Raw genomic sequence first — 16601 nt, 5'->3', positions numbered from 1 at the left:
TTGGATAGTTGTCGGTGGGGGTCGGTACGCTTCGTCGAGTGACTTCGGGTGGTGGCGGTTCTTTACGTGCGTGGCAGCGCAGGGCTCTGACCAGGTATTTGACTACCAAACCACGTGATTTTCTCGCGGTTGCGACCCCGGGAGCAGGCAAGACGACGTTCGCGCTGCGAGTGGCGTCGGAGCTGCTGGCCGATCGCACCGTCGATCAGGTGACGGTGGTCGCACCCACCGAACATCTCAAGCATCAGTGGGCGGCGTCGGCGGCGCGGGCCGGGCTGGCGCTGGATTCGAACTTCTCCAACTCCACTGGCGGCACGTCCGGCGATTATCACGGCGTGGTCGTCACCTACGCGCAGGTGGCCTCGCATCCGTTCAAACATCGCGTGCGCACCGAAAACCGCCGCACCCTGGTGATTCTCGACGAGATCCACCACGCGGGCGATGCCAAGAGCTGGGGTGAGGCGACGGCCGAGGCGTTCGGCGACGCGACGCGGCGCCTGGCGCTGACCGGTACCCCGTTCCGCAGCGACGACAGCCAGATCCCCTTCGTCACCTACGAACCCGACGAGGCCGGATTCCCTCGTTCGCGCGCCGATCACAGCTACGGATATTCCGAGGCGTTGGCCGACGGCGTCGTGCGGCCCGTGGTTTTCCTGGCCTATTCGGGTGAGGCGCATTGGCGCGACAGCGCGGGCGAGGAGTATTCCGCACGTCTCGGTGAGCCGCTGAGCGCCGAGCAGACAGCGCGCGCGTGGCGCACCGCACTCGACCCCGCCGGTGACTGGATGTCGAAGGTGCTGATCGCCGCCGATACCCGGCTGCGGCAGCTGCGCGCGACGGGCATGGCCGACGCCGGCGGCCTGGTGATCGCCACCGATCAGGAGAAGGCGCGCGATTACGCCGATCTGCTGGAACATATTTCGGGCAGCAAGCCCGCGGTGGTGCTGTCCGACGACCCGGGTTCCTCGGATCGGATCGATGCGTTCGCCCGCAGTACCGATCCGTGGATGGTGGCGGTGCGCATGGTGTCCGAGGGCGTGGACGTGCCGCGCTTGGCGGTCGGCGTCTACGCGACCAGCGCCTCGACGCCGCTGTATTTCGCGCAGGCGATCGGTCGTTTCGTGCGTGCGCGTCGTCCCGGGGAGACCGCGAGCGTATTCCTGCCATCGGTGCCGGTGCTGCTGGATCTGGCCGCGCAGCTCGAGGTGCAGCGCGATCACGTCATCGGAAAGCCGCATCGCGAGAAGAACGCTCTCGACGACGAGCTGCTGATCGAGGCGAACAAGCAGGAGGACGAGCCGGGCGAGGAGGACAGGAAGTTCGTCGCGCTGGCCGCGGACGCCGAGCTGGATCAGGTGATCTACGACGGTGATTCGTTCGGCACGGCCACCTTCTCCGGCAGTGACGAGGAGGCCGACTATCTCGGCATTCCAGGCCTGCTCGACGCCGATCAGATGCGCGCGCTACTGCGGGATCGGCAGACTCGCCAGATTCAGGAGAGAAGTTCGGCGGCCACGGCCGTCCAGGATGGGCCGAGCGCCTCGGCGGCGTCGGAACGTGTTGCGACCGCGGACAAACTGGGGGAGTTGCGCCGCGAACTCAACAGCCTGGTCGCCATGCATCATCACCGCACCGGCAAACCGCACGGCGTGATTCACGGTGAGCTGCGCCGCGAGTGCGGCGGACCGCCCACGGCGCTGGCCACGGTAGATCAACTGTCGGAACGCATCTCGGCACTGCGGCGGATGTAGGCCCGACGCACCCGCCCGGTCGTGCTCGCGCGACCGGACGGATGCGTGCGGGATCAGTCGTCTTCGGGGGTTTCGGTGAAGCGCTGGAGGTACAGCGGCTCACCGAGCTTCTCGAGCAGATCGAGTTCGGTCTCGAGATAGTCGACGTGCTCTTCCTCGTCCTCGAGGATCTTCTCGAAGATCCGGGCGGAGGTCACGTCACCGCGCGAGCGCATCAGTTCGATGCCGGGTCGCAGCCGGTTCACCGCTTCCATCTCGACGGCCAGATCGGCCTGCAGCTGTTCGCCGACGGTCTGGCCGATCCGCAGAACGTTGAGCTTTTGATAGTTGGGGAGTCCCTCGAGAAACAGGATGCGGTCGGTGAGGAGCTCCGCGTGCTTCATTTCATCGATGGACTCGTATCGAGTGTGCTTGGCGAGCTTGGTGAGGCCCCAGTTCTCCTGCATCTTGGCGTGCAGGAAGTACTGGTTGATCGCCGTCAATTCGGCGGTGAGCTGCTCGTTGAGCAACGTGATAATTTCCTTGTCGCCTTCCATGAAAGCGATAGTGACACATGACGAATGGGGCCCTGAACACCGGGGCCCCGGATTGTATCAGTGCAAAGGTCAGCCACACCTCATTGTGGCAAGGCTCACCTGAGCAAATTTTCAGCTTTTTCCGGGCGCCTCGACTGCTTGCGAAATCAGGCTGCCGAAGTGTTCGAGGAAGCGTTCGCCGAGGCGGCCATGGCCTGACCGAAGACCTCGCTGAAGCGTCGGGTGCAGCTGCCGCAGCCGGGCTTCCAACCGCAGGCGTTCTTGACCTGTTTGGTGGAGCATGCGCCCGCTTGCACGCAGCTGTGCACGTCGGATTCTGACACGGCGTTGCAAATGCAGATGTACACGGTCGGCCTCGCGGTGCGGTTGGGCGGTTCTCGGCGAGGTTAGCCTCGCCTGCGGAGGTTAGCCTCGCCTTATGTATAGCACGTAATCTCCCGCTCGAGAACCGTCTTGCACGCATCCAATCGCGCTCAGACCCGGATCAACGGCCCGGCGAACGGGACCAGCGCCGGGACGCGCTGCCGGTAGCTGCGGTAATCGTCGCCGAACGTGTCGATCAGCATGTTGTCCTCCACCCGCACTCGGCGCAGCAGCCAGCCGGTGACGAATACGAGAAGCACGATCGAGGACCCGAATCCGGCTGTCAGCGTCAGGCCGATCATGAGCCCGAGCAGTCCGGTGTAGATCGGATGCCGCACGAGTTGATAGGGCCCACCGGTCCGCAACTGATGGTCCTGCTGGATCATCGGCCGCCCCGCCCACATCGTGCCCAGCGCCAGACGCGCCCACACCATCAGCACCGCCGCGGCGATGATCAGGATCGCCCCGAAACCCTGCAACACCGCGACCTTCCAGGTGATCGGATCCCAGATGTGCTGGGGCAGAAGGTGAATCACGACGCCGAGCACGACGATCCCGGCGATCATCCAGGGCTCGGGCAGGAGTGTCCGCGCGAAATGCCAGATCTTCCCCCGGATCCCGGTCGGTCGGACCGCCGCGAACCACGCCGCGGTCCCCAGCCACACCAGCCCGACGATATCGATACTCCAACCGGCCACCATGGCCAGCGCATCCACAGTTGTCATGCTTCGAGAATGCGCGTCCGAGGGCGCGCCGGGACACCACCCGCCAGCCGATCTCACTCCACCCGCGGGTGGATATTCGGCGTCCAGGACAGCCCCCGGCGAAGAGGCGGCGGGGCGATGCGCCCAGCACGGCCCCCGCGTACCCGCCGTCGTCGAAATCGCGTCATACGATCTCCCGCACCGGATCGGCGTGCCGCAGGGAGGGTCGCCGTCTCGTTGTCGTTGTCGTTGACTGGGCGGACGAGCGGACGAGGCCACCAAGCGTCCGCCCGGGCCGGGCAGACGAACGATCTAACTCGTGAAAGGCGTTGACCGCCAGGTTGGTGCCGGGCGTCAGCAGTCGAAATCAACCGTTGGTAGATAACTGGGTTGGTGACACTCGAGCGGGCTGGCGGGCGGGTCGCTGTGTGGCGATGATGAGCGCGCTTGCCGCGAGTGGAGGCAGCGCCCACAACGCGGCGGTGATGTAGCCGCTTCGGGTGGGGAGCGTGGCCCCGATCGGAGTCGTGGCGGAGAGCAGGAAGCCCGCGAGCGCGCTGCCGATGCTCATTCCGATGCTGCGGGAGATCTGGTTGATCGAGAGCACACTGGCTGTTTCCTCTCGAGGCACACCGACGAGGACGAGTTCGGGAATCACCGCGAAGACGCCGCCGACGGCGAAGCCGAGTAGTGCGATCGCGGCGAGAACGACCAGGAGCGACCGGCTCCCGACGACGAACAGCAACGCGCTGGCAATGGCGATCGCTGTCGAGAACGCGTACGTCCACCGCTCGGTGATGCGTGCGACGAGACGTGGCATCGCTTTTCCCGCAACGAATCCGAGCAGCGAGAACGGTATGAGCGCCGCACCTGCCGCGACGCCGGGGAGCGCGAATCCGTAGTGGGCATCGATGGGGGTCTGTACATATCGGGTGAAGAGGCTGAACAGTAGATACAAGCCTGCCCCGGCCACGAGTATCGCCAGGTTGGCGCGCAGCACGGGCCCTTGGCCCAGCAGCCGAAGGTTCACCAACGGCGCCGCGGTGCGCAGTTCGGCGAACGCCCAGATCGCGAGGATCGCGGCGGAACCGGCGAGAACGCCACCGGCTACCCACGCTGTCGCCCAGAAGGAAGGTTCGGCGATCACCAGCAGGAGTCCGAGAGTTCCGAGAGCAAGCAGGGCAGCGCCGGTGACGTCGATCCTGGGCCGCGCGCCGGGCGTCTCGGCGGGCAGCGTTCGCCAGGCGATGGCCAGCACCCGGGCACGCCGTTCGGTTCCGCTCATCTGTTCAGCCATGGCGCTAAGTTAACAGTTACTAACTACTAAATAGATGTGACATCGATCATCACAACGTGCCGTTGTCCGTCAAGGAGGGCGTCGGCGCATCCATCCGGCCACCGCCAGCAGCAGTCACACCGATGACGGGGCCGTGCTGCCGCGCCGACGAGTCCACCTGCGGCTACTAGTCAGCAGTCACGCTCAGGGCGGGTCGTGCCGCCGCGCCGACGCATTGCCCCGGGCGCTCGCGCTGGTGTCGCCGGCATCGAGCCCGCGTGCGGCTGCCGCTCGACGGGCGTGGAGTGCCGCGTCGCGATGATCAGAATCCGAGGTGGGGGACGTCGGCGGGGACGAGCCGTCCGGCCTCGATCAAGCGCTGTTTCGCCTGAGCTTTCACTTGGCAGACTGCGGACAGGCATTCCAGGTGCGTCTGCATGATGGCGTGGGCGTATTCGATCGTCATGATGGGCAACCGGCTGTGGTCGGTTACTGGAATGTCGTACATGGAATACTCCGAATTGGTTTCGGTCAGAATGGAATACCCGACGGCCAAGGCCAAATGAACTCGGGCGCAAGAGAATTCGAGTTAGGATCCTGGCCGCCGGGCTGAGACAAGTAGTACGCTGCCGGAGAACGCGGCGGAAGCTCTCGAGGCGCTAATCCCGGAAAATGCTGTGCCGCTTCCAAAATGACGTTCTGAACCCATTCCAGAATCCGAGTCGAAAGGTAGTGAAACCAAGTGATGACCGGTTCGGCCGTCCCACGGCGAATGTTGGGTCGTGAACTGAAGAAACTGCGCGAGCAGTCCGGAGTCTCGGCAGTCGCCGCCGCCGAGGCGATCGAGGTGTCGCCGCAGACCCTGTGGCGGATGGAGTCCGGTCAGCAGGGGCCGAAACTGAAGGAGCTGTACGTCAAAGTTCTGTGCGAGATATACAGTGCGCCAGCGGATCTCAGCGATGCGCTCGTGAGCCTGGTCGCGGAGACGAAGAAGCCGGGCTGGTGGCACAGCAACTTCGCCGATGTCATCCCGGCTCACTTCGATCTCTTCATCGGACTCGAAGAAGTAGCGAGACAGATGACCAGCTTTCAGTTGACTTTGGTTCCAGGTCTCTTACAGACGCCTGCATATCGACGAGCACTCGTTTGGATCGATTTCCCCAATCGCTCGGCAAGCGAGCTCGAACCAGTCTTCGAAGTGCACAGGCGTCGTATGGCTCGCCTCAACGATGGCGCGGATGCGTTCCAGTTTCGGGTGCTACTGAGTGAATCGGTTCTGCATCACCAGGTCGGTGGGCCCGGTGTGATGCAGGATCAGCTCGAGTACCTGGCGAAAGTCGGCTTGGCGCCGAATATCTCGATTCGGATCGTTCCCCACCGGATCGGCAGTCATCTGGGACTGCTTGCGGGTTCATTTGGCCTGATGGAGTTTCCGTCCCAACTAACCTCCCGGCTGACCGAGCCGCCAGTGGTGTACGTGCAGGGATACACAGGTGCTCTCTACCTGGATCATGAGTCCGAGATCGCTCAATATCGGCAGGCAGTGACCCAGATCGACCGGGTAGCATTGAATGAAAGCACGAGCAGGGACCTGCTCCTGAAGGTCGCAAGGGAGTATCTGCCATGACTGTAGACCTGAGCGGCGCAACGTGGTTCAAGAGCAGTAGGTCGCCCAGTCAGGACACCTGCGTCGAGGTAGCCCACGTCAGCGAGGGCATGGTCGGCGTCCGCGACTCCACCAACCCGACCGGCCCAGCCCTGGTCTTCGCTCCCACCGCATGGGATGCCTTCACCGCAGCCCTCCAGAGCGGCCGCTTCGACCTACCTTGACGCCGTCCGGCACCCGATAGCGCGAACCTTCAGGGGCTCAACACATTGCGTTCTGGTTGCCTGATCCCCCTTGGGCAACCAGAACTCTCCCGATCTTTCATCGCCATACACATCTCGACCACCCTCCTCGATCCAGGCGCACCCTGCCGCAATCGCCGCTGCACGCACCGAAGTGGCGACCGAAACTCGCCGATCCGGCCACCCCTCCCGGCTCGCATCGACTCGCGTCGTAACGGTCAGTTGCACAAGGGCTGATTCGTGCGGCACCGCAGGCAATTCCGCGTATTGCGCGGCATCCGCGCGCATCTCGAACGGACTCCGGCTACCTGCTCTCGGTGACTTGGCGAGCCGATGATCCCCAGCCCTCGACTGCCGGCATGCCTATCGGATGAGAACTCCCGGCGGCACGTGGCCTCGAGACCGGACCCGCCGATCGACCTGCGTCACTCACTATAGAGGTAGCTAGTCAATTGCTGAATTGCCGATCGGGCGAGTAAATTGGCCAGACATGACGAGCGCGAGTGAGTTTGCGGGAGGTACATCGGCGGAGTGGGACATCGTCACGGGCGTGGGGTTCACCGCACTCGCCGTAGCGGCGGGGCGGGCGATGGAGACCGGTCGCGACGACGGGTTGGTGTCCGACCCCTATGCCGAGGCGTTCGTGCGGGCGGCCGACGGGCCGATCGAATTGCCGACTCGGCCCGACGTCGAGGACGACCCCGACATCCCCTGGTCGACGATGGCCCGCTACATGGGAGTTCGGTCGCGGTATTTCGACGAGTACTTCAGCACTGCGGGAGCCGGGGTATCCCAGATGGTTCTGCTCGCCGCGGGACTGGACGCACGCGCGTTCCGCCTGGACTGGCCCGCCGGAACCGCGGTCTACGAACTGGACGCGCCGAAGGTGCTGGAATTCAAGAACCGCGTCCTCGACGAGCAGGGTGCGCGTCCCCGGGCGGATCGACGGATAGTCGCTGTGGATTTGCGGGAAGAATGGACAGGTCCATTGCAGGCGGCCGGTTTCGATCCATCCCGCCCCTCGGCATGGCTGGCCGAGGGCCTACTGCCTTTCCTGCCGAACACGGCGAAGGAGCAACTGCTCCGCACGGTCGATGCACTCACCGTCCCGGGCAGCAGTATCGAACTGGAATACGTCGCCGATCTGGCGGCACTGCGCCGCGATCCGGAATTCCAGGAGCGGCGCGCCCGCATGGCCGAGAAATCAGGCTTCGACATCACCCAACTATGGCCGGACGAGGACCAGGACTTCCCCGTCGACACCTGGCTACGCGACCACGGCTGGACGGTAACCGTCGAAGTCGTCGACGACGTAGCCCACCGCTACGGCACCGAGTTCCCCGAGCAGGGCATGTTCCCAGCCCGAGGCGGCCGCTTCGTCACAGCCCACAAGCCCGCCAGCGCGTAGGAAACCCTGACCTACCAACCGTCCTGCCTCGAAGTCCAACGAATCCAGGGCGAATGCTGTTGCAGTCGGGGTTCCAGCTCAAATATGAAAGGAAATCCCGCCGTTGTCGTCCGCGTCGGTCTCCTCGGTTGGGGGTGATGTCGGTGCGCTCGACCCTGGTTCGCCGGCAGATGCCGGGGATTGCTGGGTATCGTTCGCCTTCCGTCGTTGCTCTCTGAGTCGATCCTCTTCGGCCCACTGGTCTTTAGCCCACTGCTCGTATTCGGTGCCGTCGAATTCGTCGCGGCCGAATCGGGCGGGCCGGTCGGCCGCGTACCCCTGCGCAGGCTCCTCGCCGCGCGCTAGACGGGCCTGCTCCTCGGGGATTTCCCGGGCCCGCTTTTCTGCGAGCGCTTCGACCTCGGCCATCAGTTCGGGCGATGTGGGCCTGTTCCAGCCCATGGCCTTGGCTTCTTCGGGACTGTAAACAATTTTCCCGCCAATATGTTTCGGCATGAAAGACTCCTTTTTGTGCGTTACATCTCTTCAAGATAGAGAATGGTTCGGCCTCCGATATCTTGGCGTTTCAATACCTTCATGGGCGTTTTTTGCTTGAACAAAACTTCTTCTTCATGTGCTCCGGCGTGCGAGACCTGAGATACGTCTCGGCCGGACTTCGAAAAGATATGCATTTCGACGTCGTTGTTCCCACCCAAGTATGCGCCCTCCTTGGTGTGTGAGGATGCGGTTAGGCCTTTGTCGGCGATCGTTGCGCCTTCTTGGTATGTCTCGAGGACATCGTCTGGCACGTGTGTGCCGCGCACCTTCCATCCTGTACTGACGGGGCACTTGTTCATCGCGGTATTGACGGCGTCGAGCCGGGCTTGCTGATCGTGTGTCAGTGGCTTGTCGGCGCGCAGAGCCTCTTGGATGTCTTTGCATCCGCCGCCGGTCCAGTCCCGCACGGCAGTCTCGTCTGCGTTGGTCCAGCCAGCGGGCCGGGTGTTGGCGGGCTTGGCGGGCGGTTTCTCTTCCTTCTTCGCGTCCGCTTCGGCCTTTTTGATCCGCGCCGCGAGGTCACGGTCTCGCTTGGCTGCCCCTGCGAGCGTTTTTGTTGCGTCGTATTCCTTCTTCGCTTTCCCGGCCTTTATCCATACGGTGACCATTTCCCGGATGGGGGTGGCGAATTTCTCTACCAGTTGCGCGGTGCGGGCGGCGGCGATTACCGCGCCCGCGCCGAACGTGAGGAATGATGCGGCAACGCCGATAGCGAGGGTGATCGCTTCTTGTTCGATGAGGTCTTTCGCGAGGTCTTCGAGCTGTTTTTTCAGCTTCTCCCGAAGGTCGTTCAAATCGTCGTGGTGGGAATGGCAGGATTGAGCGATCTCGCCGCACCCCTCGGCGATCGTAGTTGCCGAGAGTTTCATCCCTTGCAGGTCTTCGACTATCTGTGTTGCTTCGGGGGATTTGACCAGTGATACCGAGGAGATAATGCGGCTGATGCCGTCAGCGAGTCCGCTGATCGCCTGATCGGTCTGCATGGCGGTCCAGGTGCCCGCGATCGAGGAGAGCTTGTCCAGGTCGCCGTCCGGGATAGTGATGCCGACCTTCTCGGCGAGATGGATCGCGTCGGACAGGCCATTGCCGGGCCCGCCCGCTGAGGGCGGCGGTTTGCGGCACATAAGCACCGCTGGAAGCGGGTCGGTGGGTTTGACCGGCACGTCCCCCTTGGTGCCGGTGGTGGCGTTCCAGTCCGCGAGCTGGTGGTTGTAGCCGATGGTGCGCAGTGTGCCCGCGTAGGCGTCCATGGTCTCCGCGAGCGTGAACATCGTTTGCAGTGCCTGGTGCGCGTTGGCGTCGTACCCAGCTGCCCAGGATCGGGCTTCGGCGTAGGATCCGGCCATGGATCCGCATTGATCGAGCGCATCGGAGCGGTTGTCGAACGCGTTGTACAAGTTCACCGCCGAGGTGTGTAGGGCCGAGGCGGCGGTGTAGTAGATGGACGGCTGGACGTCGATCGTGGTCACGCGTCAGATTCCGAGGGTTTTGCGGTTGGCGGTGATGGCGTCGGTGTAGGAGGTATGTGCGGTCTTGGCGGCGGCGCGCATGGCCTCGATGCCGTCGCGGGCCTCGGTGGCCGCTTTCATCCATTCGCGGTGTGCCTCGGCGTGCTTGTCCGCCGCCGCGCCGGTCCAATCCTGGTGTGCGGCGGCGATTCTCGAATCCAGGCCGGACAGGCTGTCGGTGATGAAGCCGTGCAAGCCCGCGATGCGCGCGGTCACCGCGTCCAGGTGGTCCAGGTCGACGCTGTATCCGCGATCCGGGTCGCTCATCTGCGGTGCTCCTTACGGCAGGTCGAGGGACGAGACACGCTGGGCGGTGGCTGCCGCGCGGGGGATCCAGCGCGAATGCCGTTGTCGGAGTTGGGATTCCAGCTCAAATACGAAAGGACATTCCGCCGCTGTCGTCCTTGCCGGTGTCCGGCTGCTCGGGTGCGGACGATGTCGGGGTGACCGGCCGCGGTTCATCGCCTGGTGCCTGGACTGGGCGGGCGGCGTCCTCGGGGTATCGGATGCGCTGGCCGTTCTCGTCGTGGGCGGGGCGGCCGTGGGCATCGCGCCAGGTGTCGGTGGCCGGGTCGCGGGTCCAGCCCTCGAATTCGGTCCCGGTCAGGTCATCGATGTAGTACTTCTGTCCCCATCCCATCCCTGGGGGGTCCGTGCGGGGCGGCATGGCCTCACCTCGCGCCATGAACTCGGCCATTTCCGCGCGGGCGGCCTCCAGTTCGGCATCGCTGGGGATCAGGCCCAGTTTTTCGCTTTCCTCCCGGCTGTGGAACGTGAATCGACCTATCCTTTTCGGCATCGTCTTTTCTTTCTACTTTTCGATCAGGTGAATAATAGTGCGGGCTGGATTTCTCGGATCAGGATATTTCTTGTCCACATAGAAATGTGTGGGCATTCTGAATGCCACTTCATCGGGTGTCCCACCGTATTGGGAGACATCGCGACCGGTCTTCGATGTGATCTGAAATGTGGTATTCGTGGTATTCTCCAGGGCTCCGCTATTAACTCCGGCGGGGTTGGTGGATGAATTCATGAATCCGTTACCCGTCCACGATTCCCCCGGTTTGATGTTCTTGAGTTCGTCGGCGGTCAGCTCGATATCTCGGCGCACAGGCCCGGCATGCACTGGAGCCTTGCTCATGGCGCTGTCGATGATGTCGAACTTTTTTTGCTGTTCAGGGGTGAGCTTTTCGCCGCGACGGAGCGCGTTCACCAGATCCTCACCGGGGCCTTTCGATAACGTCCAATACTCTTCTTGGGTCATCTCCTTACCGCCGTTGGTGAGCCAGTCCTGAGCGTTCTTCTGGATTCGCTGCTCCATCTCCGCCATTTTCTTCTGCTCGGCGGCTAGCTTCTGTTCGGCTTTGATCGCTTTTTTCGCTTTCCGGGCGTCTCTCCAGACGGTGACCATTTCCCGGATGGGTTTGGCGAATTTTTCTACCAATTGTGCGGTGCGCGCGGCAGCGACCACCGCACCCGCGCCGAAGGTCAGAAATGACGCGGCAACGCCGATAGCGAGGGTGATCGCTTCTTGTTCGATGAGGTCTTTCGCGAGGTCTTCGAGCTGTTTTTTCAGCTTCTCCCGCAAGTCGTTCAAATCGTCGTGGTGGGTGTGGCAGGACTGGGCGATATCGGAGCACCCCTCGACGATCGTGTTCGCCGAGAGTTTCATCGCTTGCAGGTCTTCGACCACTTGTGCGGCTTCGGGGGATTTGACCAGCGATACCGAGGTGATGATGCGGCCGATTCCGTCGGCCAGGCCGTTGATCGCGTGATCGTCGTGCATGGCGGTCCACACATCTGCGATCGAGCCGAGCTTGCCCAGGTCGCCGTCCGGGATGGTGATACCGACCTTCTCGGCGAGGTGGATCGCGTCCGAGAGGCCGTTACCGGGCCCGCCCGCCGAGGGCGGCGACTTGCGGCACATCAGCACGGCCGGAAGCGGATCGGCGGGCCGGACGGGCGCGGCCCCTTTGTCGCCGGTGGTGGCGTTCCAGTCCGCAACCTGGTGGTTGTAGCCGAGTGTGCGCAGCGCGCCCGCGTAGGTGTCCATGGTGTACGCGAGCGAGAACATCGTCTGTAGTGCCTGATGCGAGTTGGCGTCGTACGACGCGGCCCAGGATCGGGCCTCGTCGTACGACCCGGCCATGGATCCGCATTGATCGAGGGCATCGGCACGGCCGTCGAACGCGTTGTACAGATTGACCGCCGAGGTGTGCAGGGCGTCGGCGGCGGTGTAGTAGATGGATGGCTGGACGTCGATCGTGGTCACGGATCAGATTCCCAGCGTGCGGCGGTTGGCGGCGATGGCGTCGGTGTAGGCGGTGTGCGCTGCCTGGGCGGCGGCGTGCATGGCCTCGATGCCGTCGCGGGCTTCGCCGGCGGCTTTCATCCATTCGCGGTGTGCCTCGGCGTGCTTGTCCGCTGCCGCGCCGGTCCAATCTTGGTGTGTGGCGGCGATTCTCGAGGCCAGGCCGGTGAGGCTTTCGGTGATGAATCCGTGTAGGCCCGCGATGCGGGCGGTCACGGTGTCCAGGTGGTCCAGGTCGACGCTGTATCCGCGGTCGGGGTCGCTCATGTGCGGTGCTCCTTACGGCAGGTCGAGGGACGAGACACGCTGGGCGGTGGCTGTAGCGCGGGTGGTGTCCTGGTCGGTGATGCTGGCAGCGGTGACGCCGAGCAGGTCGGCCATGGTGTGCAAGGCGTCGAGGACTTCGAGGGCGGCTTTGCGGGTTTCCTCCCAGCCCGCGACGTAGGCGTCGGCGGCCGCGCCCTTCCAGGTGGCGGTCAGACCCTGCACTTCGCTGTCGGCATTGTGCACCCCGGATACCAGTGCCTCGGCGGTTTGCTGGACGTAGGTACCTGCCGCGCGCACCGTCTCGGGAACCATCGTGAACGACGTTGCTTCCGGCATATGTCCTCTCTCCTCACTGTTTACGGTCGATGGCTTCGACCAGCACTCTTCGGTGCGCGGCGGAACTCGCGGGTCTTGGGTCGGCGTCTCACGTTGCGGCGCATCCGCTTTCGTGTTGGTGATGGCCCCCTGGGTCATCGGACCGCCGAATGGACACCCCCTGCGACTCCGAAGCCTGCGAGTGCGATCGGCTACCGTCTCGCATTTCGATTGTGACGCAACGGCGGCGCGGAGGGACTGCCTCGATCCACATTCAGTGACATCGGAATCTCCCTCCCTTCAGACTGCCCACACGGTAACCTATGTCGACCCGAACGGCGTCACCCGGCAGATTTCTGTGAAATTCCTGGTAGATGCTGTCCCTCCACGCATCGCTGCCATCCGATGGTTCGGATGCCGAATGCCGTTGCTGTTCCCGCGCGTCCGAATCTTCGGGCTGTTCGTATTTACCGCAGACACACTCCTCGGCTACCTATCGGCGGCAGCACCGTGGGCGTTGCCGTCGCATGACCGTCGACGGATACCTGCATCCGCAGATGGTTCCTCGCGCTACGGGATGATTCCGAAAAATGTTGCGGGATCGAGAGATGCGATGGGGGTCCACCGGGCCGCGGGGGTGTCGCTCGGCTCTGACCGACTGGCCGTGGAACTGCGATATCCCTGGAGATCCAGTGCCAGCCACGGGTTTTCGTCGATCTGTCGGGCCACGGCGTAGCAAGTCGCCAGCAGGTGGAGGCAGCGGGGAGTGCGGGCTGTGCAGGAGCAGTCGGTGAGGTGGACGGTGGGGGCGGTGGCGATTCCGGCGGTGCGCAGGGATGCGTGTGTTTCGTCGTCGAGTTCTACTGTTCCCTTGGGGATCAGGGTGGTTATCGCCGTGATCGTGCTGGGGGACAACGGGGTTAATTCCAGGTAGGTGATCGAGGCCTGGGCGCCTCGGTGGATGCCGGCTCGGATTGCGGTGCCGTCGATTTCGGTGTGTACGCCGTTGTTGCGGGCGATGCTGCGGGCGCGGGGGAGGAGGGGGTCGGGGCGGGTGGTGTGCAGGGGTTCGGCCAGGCGGACCCAGTCCATGCCCCACGCGGTGTAGCCGAATTCGTTGTCGGGCATGTCAATTGCCTCGCTTCCGGCGCAGGGTGGTGAGCAGGCGGTCGTCGTCCAGGCGGGCCAGAGCGGCGACCGCGCTGGTGTCGGAGTCGGCATCGGAGGTGAGGTCGGCCAACGCGGATTTGCGGTCGTGCATGGCCGCGATGTGTTCCTCGACTGTCGTTCCGGTGGTCAGGGTGGTGACGGTGACCGTGCGGGTCTGCCCGATGCGGTGGGCGCGATCGGATGCCTGCGCCTCGACGGCCGGATTCCACCAGCGGTCGTAATGGATCACATTCGCCGCGCGGGTGAGCGTGAGCCCGGTGCCCGCCGCGCGCAGGCTCAGGATCAGCACCGGCGGCCCGTCGGGCGACTGGAACCGGGTGACGATCCGCGCGCGCTCGTCGGTACCGAGCCCGCCGTGGAAGAACGGTGCGGTGACGCCGAGACGTTCGGCGCAGTGCCGCACCAGCACCTCGCCGGTGCGCCGGAACCGGGTGAATACCAGCGTCGGGTCGCCGAGTTCGACGTTGTTGGCCAGGATGTCCGCGCAGACATCGAATTTCCCGGAGCGCCCGGATAATTCGCCGAGATCGCCGGAGATCAGACCGGGGTGATTGCACACCTGACCGAGCGCGGTGAGCACTGCCAGCACGCGCGAATGCCGCTGGACACCGCTGCCGAAACCCTCGGCCTCGGCGCGGTCGAGCAACTCGTCGTACAGCCGCGCCTGCTCGTCGGTGAGATCGCAGATCAGATCGCAGTGGATCTTGGGCGGCAGCGCCGCGGCCACCTGAGACTTCTTGCGGGTCAGCACGATCGGCTCGAGGGCGTCCCGCAGGCGTAGCGCCGCCTCGGCCGAACCCTCGTGGATCGGCCGCACGAACCGTCGCCGGAACTGCGCCCGATGCGTGAATGCCCGGGGCACAACGAGATTGAGCAGTGCCCACAACTCGTCGAGATGGTTCTCCACCGGTGTTCCGGTCAGCGCGACTCGCGCCTGTGCCGGGAGCGAGCGCGCGGCCTTCGCGACCTGGGTGCGTGGGTTCTTCAGCACCTGCGCCTCATCGAATATCACTGTGGCCCAATTAGGTTCGCTCAGCGACACGGCATGCCCGCGCAACGTCGGATAACCCGCGATCACGACGAGATCCGACGCGGCGGCGGGCGGCTCGCCTCCGCGCCAGGCCACCGGCCGCAGACTCGGCGCGAAACGTTCGATCTCGTGCACCCAGTTGCTCACCAGCGAGGTCGGGCACAGTACGAGCTGCGGACCGTCCGCCCGCCCGAGCAGAAATCCGATGGCCTGCAGGGTCTTTCCGAGGCCCATCTCGTCGGCGAGTACCGCGCCGCCGTGCACGGCCGTGGTCTCCCGCAACCAGGCGATGCCGCGGGCCTGGTAAGGCCGCAGACGCGCTCGCAGCATCGTGTCGAGTTCCGCGCCGACCGCCACCGCGTCGCTGAGCGCGCGCAGCGCCCGGTCGGCCGAAATGATCCCGGTCCCAGTGGCATTCGGCACCGCGTGCGCGGCGGGCGGCAGGTCGTTGGCGTTCGCGCGGCCCTCCAGAGCCGCGCGCCAGGCGCGCACGGACGGGGTACGTCGCGCCAGGGTGAGGTGATCCGGCTCGACCAGCGTGCAGTCGACGTGTGCGACGGCGATATCGCCCGTGGTCGAGGGAATCGCCAGCGCGATCCGGTCCGGCTCGCCCGATCCGGTAGGTGCCGGGCCGGGATGACGTCCGGTCCAGGTCCACAGCGCGAACATGTGCCGATCCGGTAGATAGGTGGCGTGAGTGGCGGGCAGGGGATGCCTCCCTTATCGGCGTACATCGTACGGTGTAGAGTAACGCCGTACAGTGTACCGAAATTCCAGGAGTAGCGCCGTGACCGATGAATCGGCCCACGACCAGGCAACTCGCCTGATGAGCCTGCTGTGGCGCGACGCGCTGCCGCCCCCGGCCCGAGCGCGCGGCCCTCGGCAGGGCGTGTCCGTCGACGCGGTCGTGCGCGCCGGTATCGCGATCGCCGACCGTGACGGTTACGAGCGGGTGTCCATCCGCACGGTCGCCGCCGAGCTGGGATTGCGCCCGATGAGCCTCTACACCTACGTCCCCGGTAAGGAGGCGCTGATCATGCTCATGGTCGACGCGGTCGCCGCCGAGGACGCTCCCATCGATCCGGCCCTGCCGGTACGCGACCGCATGGCGGCGATAGCGCGCGCGGTGCGCGCCGAACTCCTGGCCCACCCCTGGCTGCTGGAGGTGCCGCCGTGGCGTCAGGTGCTCGGGCCGGGCCGGATTCGCCGATTCGAACGCCAGCTCGCCGCACTCGACGGCGCCGGATTCGACGATCTGGAGATGGATCGCGTCATCGCGGTGCTGTCCGAATTCGCCACTGGGAACGCCCGCATGGCCGTCGCCGCCGCGCGCAGTGCCGAGGAGATGAGCGACGCGCAGTGGTGGGAGGTGCACGGACCGCTGCTGACGCAGGTCATGCCCGAGGCGGACTATCCGCTGTCGAGCCGGGTGGGCGCCACGGTCGGTCAGGCCTATCAGGCCCCCGGCGATCCCGACGGTGCGTTCGACTATGGCCTGAATCGTTTGCTGGACGGTATCGAGATTCGTCCGAGATAGTCGTCTTTCCGCTACGAAACAATCGAACTACCTGTCTGCG

19 protein-coding genes are annotated in these 16601 nt (G+C 64.7%); 5 read left to right on the top strand and 14 right to left on the bottom strand.

Annotated elements, in window-relative coordinates; genetic code table 11:
• The first annotated feature begins 14 nt into the window (after positions 1-14).
• Positions 15-1751, top strand: coding sequence for a DEAD/DEAH box helicase (locus tag NM2_RS05445; protein WP_067664739.1), 1737 nt, complete (start codon positions 15-17; stop codon positions 1749-1751).
• 53 nt (positions 1752-1804) lie between these two features.
• On the opposite strand, the gene bfr is transcribed toward NM2_RS05445, so the two are convergent.
• The 5 genes from bfr to NM2_RS05425 form a co-directional block, all read right to left on the bottom strand.
• The gene (gene bfr, locus NM2_RS05440) at positions 1805-2287 is read right to left on the bottom strand and encodes a bacterioferritin (protein WP_067664737.1); all 483 of its coding nucleotides are present in this window, start codon (positions 2285-2287) and stop codon (positions 1805-1807) included.
• A gap of 146 nt (positions 2288-2433) precedes the next feature.
• A complete protein-coding gene (locus tag NM2_RS47185) occupies positions 2434-2634 on the bottom strand; it encodes a (2Fe-2S)-binding protein (protein ID WP_084530505.1) in 201 nt (66 codons plus the stop codon).
• A gap of 126 nt (positions 2635-2760) precedes the next feature.
• Positions 2761-3375, bottom strand: coding sequence for a methyltransferase family protein (locus tag NM2_RS05435; protein WP_067664735.1), 615 nt, complete (start codon positions 3373-3375; stop codon positions 2761-2763).
• A 346-nt stretch (positions 3376-3721) separates the two neighbouring features.
• On the bottom strand, positions 3722-4651 hold the full coding sequence (locus tag NM2_RS05430; protein ID WP_218025853.1) for an MFS transporter: 930 nt from the start codon (positions 4649-4651) through the stop codon (positions 3722-3724).
• Positions 4652-4952: 301 nt separating this feature from the next.
• Entirely contained in the window at positions 4953-5138 is a 186-nt protein-coding gene (locus NM2_RS05425) for a hypothetical protein (protein WP_084530527.1), read from the bottom strand.
• Between the two features lie 237 nt (positions 5139-5375).
• Between NM2_RS05425 and NM2_RS05420 the strand changes: the two genes are divergently transcribed.
• The 3 genes from NM2_RS05420 to NM2_RS05410 all read left to right on the top strand — a co-directional run bounded on the left by NM2_RS05420 (position 5376) and on the right by NM2_RS05410 (position 7886).
• Positions 5376-6257 (top strand): helix-turn-helix domain-containing protein, encoded by an 882-nt coding sequence (locus NM2_RS05420; RefSeq protein WP_067664731.1) that lies wholly within the window; start codon positions 5376-5378, stop codon positions 6255-6257.
• Positions 6254-6460 (top strand): DUF397 domain-containing protein, encoded by a 207-nt coding sequence (locus NM2_RS05415; RefSeq protein ID WP_067664729.1) that lies wholly within the window; start codon positions 6254-6256, stop codon positions 6458-6460. The genes NM2_RS05420 and NM2_RS05415 overlap by 4 nt, the downstream gene beginning before the upstream one ends.
• A gap of 508 nt (positions 6461-6968) precedes the next feature.
• Positions 6969-7886 (top strand): SAM-dependent methyltransferase, encoded by a 918-nt coding sequence (locus NM2_RS05410; RefSeq protein ID WP_067664727.1) that lies wholly within the window; start codon positions 6969-6971, stop codon positions 7884-7886.
• Positions 7887-7964: 78 nt separating this feature from the next.
• Here the strand turns inward: NM2_RS05410 and NM2_RS05405 are convergent, their stop codons facing one another.
• From NM2_RS05405 to NM2_RS05365, 9 genes are all read right to left on the bottom strand, one after another.
• Entirely contained in the window at positions 7965-8381 is a 417-nt protein-coding gene (locus NM2_RS05405) for a hypothetical protein (RefSeq protein WP_157120892.1), read from the bottom strand.
• Positions 8382-8401: 20 nt separating this feature from the next.
• Positions 8402-9892: a hypothetical protein gene (locus NM2_RS05400; protein ID WP_067664723.1), complete on the bottom strand. Its 1491-nt coding sequence runs from the start codon at positions 9890-9892 to the stop codon at positions 8402-8404.
• 3 nt (positions 9893-9895) lie between these two features.
• The gene (locus tag NM2_RS05395; protein ID WP_067664721.1) at positions 9896-10198 is read right to left on the bottom strand and encodes a WXG100 family type VII secretion target; all 303 of its coding nucleotides are present in this window, start codon (positions 10196-10198) and stop codon (positions 9896-9898) included.
• 103 nt (positions 10199-10301) lie between these two features.
• Positions 10302-10730 carry a hypothetical protein gene (locus NM2_RS05390; protein ID WP_067664719.1) on the bottom strand — a complete coding sequence of 143 codons (429 nt, stop codon included), beginning with the start codon at positions 10728-10730 and terminating at the stop codon, positions 10302-10304.
• A 12-nt stretch (positions 10731-10742) separates the two neighbouring features.
• Positions 10743-12203 (bottom strand): hypothetical protein, encoded by a 1461-nt coding sequence (locus NM2_RS05385; protein ID WP_067664717.1) that lies wholly within the window; start codon positions 12201-12203, stop codon positions 10743-10745.
• Positions 12204-12206: 3 nt separating this feature from the next.
• Positions 12207-12509: a WXG100 family type VII secretion target gene (locus NM2_RS05380; RefSeq protein ID WP_067664715.1), complete on the bottom strand. Its 303-nt coding sequence runs from the start codon at positions 12507-12509 to the stop codon at positions 12207-12209.
• A 12-nt stretch (positions 12510-12521) separates the two neighbouring features.
• The gene (locus NM2_RS05375; protein WP_067664713.1) at positions 12522-12845 is read right to left on the bottom strand and encodes a WXG100 family type VII secretion target; all 324 of its coding nucleotides are present in this window, start codon (positions 12843-12845) and stop codon (positions 12522-12524) included.
• Between the two features lie 549 nt (positions 12846-13394).
• Positions 13395-13952, bottom strand: coding sequence for a hypothetical protein (locus tag NM2_RS05370; RefSeq protein WP_067664711.1), 558 nt, complete (start codon positions 13950-13952; stop codon positions 13395-13397).
• A gap of 1 nt (position 13953) precedes the next feature.
• Positions 13954-15693 carry a DEAD/DEAH box helicase gene (locus NM2_RS05365; RefSeq protein ID WP_067664708.1) on the bottom strand — a complete coding sequence of 580 codons (1740 nt, stop codon included), beginning with the start codon at positions 15691-15693 and terminating at the stop codon, positions 13954-13956.
• 157 nt (positions 15694-15850) lie between these two features.
• Here NM2_RS05365 and NM2_RS05360 point away from each other — a divergent pair, with 157 nt between their 5' ends.
• Positions 15851-16561, top strand: coding sequence for a TetR/AcrR family transcriptional regulator (locus tag NM2_RS05360; RefSeq protein ID WP_067665048.1), 711 nt, complete (start codon positions 15851-15853; stop codon positions 16559-16561).
• The last annotated feature ends 40 nt before the right edge of the window (positions 16562-16601 follow it).

Source organism: Nocardia miyunensis NBRC 108239 (assembly GCF_001613065.1).
Classification (GTDB): domain Bacteria; phylum Actinomycetota; class Actinomycetes; order Mycobacteriales; family Mycobacteriaceae; genus Nocardia; species Nocardia miyunensis.
This window is presented reverse-complemented; position numbering and strand designations above follow the sequence as displayed.